Source organism: Ornithinimicrobium sp. (genome assembly GCF_051004135.1).
Classification (GTDB): Bacteria; Actinomycetota; Actinomycetes; order Actinomycetales; family Dermatophilaceae; genus Ornithinicoccus.
The window spans coordinates 1-5072 of sequence record NZ_JBPCKQ010000225.1 but is presented as its reverse complement, the minus strand read 5'-3'; the positions used below and the strand labels follow the sequence as shown (position 1 = coordinate 5072).

Here is a 5072-nt window from a genome sequence, read left to right as displayed (position 1 = left end):
GTCAACCGCTCGGCCACCGCCGCGGGGGCGGTGCGCGTGGCGTCCACTCGCACAGGCTGTGGCGAGACCGGACGCCCGGGCCGGTCATCGCCCGGCGGCATCGGGGTGATCTTGTGCCAGTCCGGGTCGCCCTCCAGCAGGCCTGGCTCCCGTCGGCGCCGGGGGTCGTGGTCGAGCTCGCTCAGCAGGGCGCGCAGGCAGTCGGTGGTGGTGATGATGCCGACGAGGCGGCCGTTGTCGACCACGGGCAGCCCACTGACCTGCCAGCGCAGCATGAGGTTGGCGGCCAGGCTCACCGGCTCGTCGGGTGCCACGGTGTGCACCGGGGCGGTCATGATCGTCTCGACGCGGCGATACCGTCCCGACAGCAGGTCGGACTGCAGGGCCGACAGGGCCTGGGCGACCTGGCTGTCGCGCAGCAGGACGTCACGGTCGCTGACCATGCCAACGACGCGCTCGCCAGCGTTGACGACGGGCAGGTGCCGCACGTGGTGGGCGTGCAGCAGCCGGCGGGCGCCCAGCACCGACGTCTGGGCGGTGACGGTGATCGGGTGTTGGGTCATCCACTGTCGGACACGCATGGGGATCACTCCTCCACGATGAGGGCCATGACCATGCCGAACATCCCATCGGGGCCCTCGGCGTGGGTCAGGACGTGGCAGTGCAGCGCCCAGGCGCCGAGTTCGGAGGCCTCCACTAGGACGTCGACGCGTTCGCCGGGGCCGACCAGGACAGTGTCTTCGTAGTGCGGCTGCGGCAGCGGGTAGCCGTCCTTGGCGATGACCTGCTGCGGTAGGCCGTGCAGGTGCATCGGGTGGATCTGCAAGCCCTCGTTCATGTAGCGGATGCGGACCAGATCACCTTGTCGGGCGACGATCGGCTCGGTGGCGGGGAAGTCCTTGCCGTTGAGCGTGTAGCCGAGCGGGCCGTCGTTGGCGATCAGCACGTAGTCCTGGTCGACCTGCGGGTCGTCGGGGTCGGCGACGATGAACGCGCCGAGCAGGCCGCTGGTGACCTGCTCGGCGGAGTTGAAGTGCGAGTGATACATGTGCGACCCGGCGTTTCGCAGCTCGAACTCGTAGGTGAACGACTCGCCCGGCAGGATCGACGGCTGCGTCAGACCGGGCACGCCGTCCATGGCGTTGGGCAGGATCAGGCCGTGGGAGTGCAGCGCGGTGGGCTCGTCCAGCTCGTTGCGCAGCACGATGCGGACGCGGTCGCCGAGGTCGGCGTGCAGCTGCGGTCCGGGGATCTGGCCGTTGTAGGCCATGCCCGGCTTGACCACGCCTGGCCTGGTCTCCCACTCGACCTCGTCGGCGGTCAGCTCGAACAGCTTCGTCCCGTCCGCGAGGACCTCGGGCTCCAGGGGCTGGTTGCCCCGGCCCTCGGTCTCGACCGGAAAGGCCGCGACGCCCTCGTCGTGCCGCCGCGCCACCTCCTCGGGCGACATCGCCGTGTAGTCGTCGTCGCCGGTCGCCGCGCTCTGACCCGCGTCCGTGCTGGTCGCATCGTGACCGCCAGCGGCCACGGGCACGGCGTCGTCGGTCACGGTGACCGTCGCGGTCATCCCGGCGGGCTCGTGGCCCGCGATCGTGCACAGCACCGGGTAGCTGCCGGCGTCCAGCGCATCGACCTCCAGCGTGGCGGTGTCACCGACCCCGACCGTCTCGGTGCCGGCGACCCCGTCGATGGTGAAGTCGTGCTCTGCGGCGCCGCTGTTGGTGACGTTGAAGGTCACCGGCACGCCGGCAGGGACGGTGATCTCGGTGGGGCTGATCGAGAACTCGGTCAGCGTGACGTCCACGACCTGGGGCGTGTCTCCGGTAGCCGTCGCGGCGCCGCTGCCGTTGGCGCCGCCGGCCTGCGCGGTGCGGTCGAGGCCGGGGTTGAGGGTCAGCCCGATGGTCAAGGTCAGAAACAGCGCGAGCACGATGGCCAGCGCCATCCACACCCGGTCTCCGCTGTGGCTCACGTCCGTCTCCCTCTCTCACTCCCGAGCGCCCCGGCGGCGCGCTCCTTCGTTCAAGGTCCATGTTCGGGTTCCGTACGCGCGGGGGGCAGGGCCGTGCGGCCCCTTGCCGCAGGGACCATCGGGCCACGCTGCGGGGGACCTCCATCGAGGGAGATACGCCGGTGGACAGCCTCTTTGACCGCCGGGTGCCCAAAGAACGAGGGCGGCCAGTCCGGCCGCCCTCGGATCAGTAACCTCTCTGCTACTTCAGCAGGGGGAACCGCTGCACCAGCGGCACGCGGTCCCAGATCCGGCCCAGGCCCCAGGTCCGGCCGGCGCCGAAGGCGGCCAGGGCGATGAGCACGACCGCGTAGACGAGGTGGTCGTCCATGAACGGGTTGTTCTCCAGCCGCAGCGCGGCGGCCCACATGAGGGTCAGCAGCAGCGCGCCGGACGCGGCCGCGATGCGCATCCCGATGCCCAGCGTGAGGGCCACGCCGATGCCGAGCAGACCGACCATGAACAGCCAGTCGGCGACCGGTCCGGCGAGGCCGGCGAAGAAGTCGTGGAAGACCTTGCCCTCGGTCGCGAAGTTGAGGAACCCGTAGGTCGGGGATCCGCCGTTGACCCAGGCGTCGGCCCGCTCGGTGGCGAAGCCCAAGCCGAAGGTCTTGTCCAGGAAGGCCCACACGAAGGTCCAGCCCAACGCGATGCGGGCCACCGCGAGGGCGTAGCGGGCCTTGTACGCCTGGGCTTCCTCCTCGACGGGGATGCCCATCGCAGCGAGGTCCGGGTGGATGGTCTCGGCGAGTTTCGTGCTCATGGCGGGGTCTCCTCTTTCCGTTCTCGTTGGTACCCGTAGGTTCGCCGTTCCGGCCTCGGCCCAGCAGGGTCGACCGGCCCTGATCAGCGGGGACCTTTGCTGGCCCGCCGCGGGACCTCCCGCCACCACCGGCACGCCGAGGTGACTGGGGGCATCCGCCGATCCTGGCGCTGTCACGACGCGGAGGCGGTGTGCCCGGTCAGTGCCTCGGCGATCTCTGCCGCCCAGGTGCTGATCGCTTGCCAGTCGCGGAAGTCGCCCTCGGGCGCTCGCAGCGCCATCACGATCGCCTTCTCCCCGAAGCCGAGCTTGCTCCGGTCGAGCTTGCCGGCGAAGACGCGGTGGGACCGCGCCCGGGTGATCTGCGCGATGCCGGCCACCTCGACCGGACCCTCGTCAGGTTTCGCTGGATCGCCCACGGGCCCGCTGGAGAACAGCCACACCAGCCGGGTCGCCAACGCGTCATGCAGCCGATCGACAAGGTCCCTGGCCGGCTCGAGCCAGTGCCCGGCGTAGACGGCGCTGCCCAGGACCACCGCGTCGTAGCCCTCCAGATCGGTGACGTCGGACGGGTCGGCGACGGTGGCCTGGATGCCTCGGTCACCGAGTGCCGCCCCGATCGCTGCGGCGATCTCGGCGGTGGCGCCGTGCTTCGATCCAGCGGTTACCAACACGTGCATGTCAGCGCCTCCGGCTGGCGGCTGTGACGACCCGACGGGCATGCACCGGACCGGCCGTGCCCCGCTCGCCGTCGCCTCCCGGGGCCTTGGGGCTGGCCCTGAGGACCGCAAGCAGCGACGCCTGCGGCAGCACCGCGGCCAGGAGCCGCGCCAGCGCCACGAAGCTGAGGACGCCGCTGGCCCCCATCGCGCCGACCACCCCCCAGGCAACGGGCATGCCGTTCGCGGCCAGCGACGCGACCATCGCCGCGATGGCCAGGGTGAGCACCCCCAGGGTGGTCAGCAGGGGTGCGGCCAGGCAGTAGCCGAGCCCCCGCCGGCGGCCGAGCAGAACGCCGGCCGTGATCACCGCGGGCAGGAGCAGCGCCATGTCCAGCACGTGGACGACGTTGACGGGCAGGCCGTTCTCGACGGCCGCGCGGGGCGCCTCGCCCGCGAGCATTGCGGTGACGACCTCGGACAGCCACAGCGCGTAGAACAGGACGCCGAAGACCACCAGCAGCCGGGCGACGAGGCGGACGGGGGCCTGCCGGTCGAACGCCTCACGCACGCGTGCGGGGTCGAGGAGCGCGAGCCCGCCGATGAGGGCGTACACCGACAGTCCGAGCACGGTGACGTAGACGAGGAACAGCGGACTGAAGTGCACGTATCCCGCGTACAGCAGGTAGGAGTACGCGCTGTAGGCGAGTACCCCGGCCCAGGCGAAGTGCGCTCTCAGCGACCCGCGAGCCGCCAGCACGGCCAGGACGAGCAGCGCCGGGTACACGACCAGGTTGACGGTGTCCTGCGCGGCGGCCTGCGCGGCCCACGGCGCGGTCTCCTGGGCGTAGGGCATGTCGGAGAGCAGCCCCGCCGCGCTGGCGAAGGCGGCGAGCAGCGCGATCGGTGCGGACAGCCAGTGGAACGGCAACATCGGCGACCGCGGTGCGGTCACGGTGGTGTGTCGCATCACAAGACCTTTCTGGACGCCGGATCGCTCCGGCACGGGGGCGCGCGCAGCTACCGGGAGACGACGACCTTCAGCGCGCCGGTGTCCGCGGGCTGGGAGAAGACCTCGTAGGCGCGCATGAACTCGTCGACGCCGAATCGGTGCGTCACGAACGGGGCCGGGTCGATGCGACCGGCCGCGATCAAGCGCAGCAGCGTCGGCGTCGAGGAGGTGTCGACCAGGCCGGTGGTGATGGTGATGTCGCGGATCCACTGGTCTTCCAGGTGCAGCGTTGCGGGTGCGCCGTGGACGCCGACGTTGGCGACGCGACCGCCGGGTCGCACCAGCTCGACGCACAGCTCGAAGGTGCTGGGCATCCCGACCGCTTCCACGGCCACGTCGGCGCCCAGCCCTCCGGTGAGCTCCCGCACCCGAGCCAGGGCATCGACCTGGCTGCTGTCGATGACGGTGTCGGCGCCGAACCGCAGGGCGGCCTCCAGCCTTGGCGCGGCCAGGTCAATGGCGATGATCTGCGCCGGCGAGTACAGGCCCGCGGTGAGCGCGGCCGCCAGCCCGATCGGTCCGGCGCCGCCGACGGCGACGGTGTCGCCGGGTCCGACCCGACCGTTGAGGACACCAACCTCGTAGCCCGTCGGCAGGATGTCGGCAAGGAGCAGCACCTGCTCGTCG

Annotated in this window: 6 protein-coding genes; all 6 read right to left on the bottom strand. The window is 71.3% G+C overall.

Features of this window, described 5'->3' with window-relative positions; all coding sequences use genetic code 11:
• On the bottom strand, positions 1–581 hold a 581-nt coding region (locus ACR2FV_RS16340; protein ID WP_434016763.1), incomplete at its 3' end, for a CBS domain-containing protein.
• 5 nt (positions 582–586) lie between these two features.
• A complete protein-coding gene (locus ACR2FV_RS16335; protein WP_434016762.1) occupies positions 587–1972 on the bottom strand; it encodes a multicopper oxidase domain-containing protein in 1386 nt (461 codons plus the stop codon).
• 241 nt (positions 1973–2213) lie between these two features.
• Positions 2214–2774 (bottom strand): hypothetical protein, encoded by a 561-nt coding sequence (locus ACR2FV_RS16330; protein WP_434016761.1) that lies wholly within the window; start codon positions 2772–2774, stop codon positions 2214–2216.
• Positions 2775–2947: 173 nt separating this feature from the next.
• On the bottom strand, positions 2948–3454 hold the full coding sequence (locus ACR2FV_RS16325; RefSeq protein ID WP_434016760.1) for a flavodoxin domain-containing protein: 507 nt from the start codon (positions 3452–3454) through the stop codon (positions 2948–2950).
• Between the two features lies 1 nt (position 3455).
• Positions 3456–4403 (bottom strand): hypothetical protein, encoded by a 948-nt coding sequence (locus ACR2FV_RS16320; RefSeq protein ID WP_434016759.1) that lies wholly within the window; start codon positions 4401–4403, stop codon positions 3456–3458.
• 50 nt (positions 4404–4453) lie between these two features.
• A partial coding sequence (locus ACR2FV_RS16315) for a zinc-binding dehydrogenase (RefSeq protein ID WP_434016758.1) occupies positions 4454–5072 on the bottom strand: 619 nt, incomplete at its 5' end.

Excerpts from the sequence above, each read along its gene's own strand:
- ACR2FV_RS16325 (WP_434016760.1), bottom strand. The coding sequence starts at position 3,454 with ATGCACGTGTTGGTAACCGCTGGATCGAAGCACGGCGCCACCGCCGAG.
- ACR2FV_RS16320 (WP_434016759.1), bottom strand. The coding sequence starts at position 4,403 with ATGCGACACACCACCGTGACCGCACCGCGGTCGCCGATGTTGCCGTTC.
- ACR2FV_RS16330 (WP_434016761.1), bottom strand. The coding sequence starts at position 2,774 with ATGAGCACGAAACTCGCCGAGACCATCCACCCGGACCTCGCTGCGATG.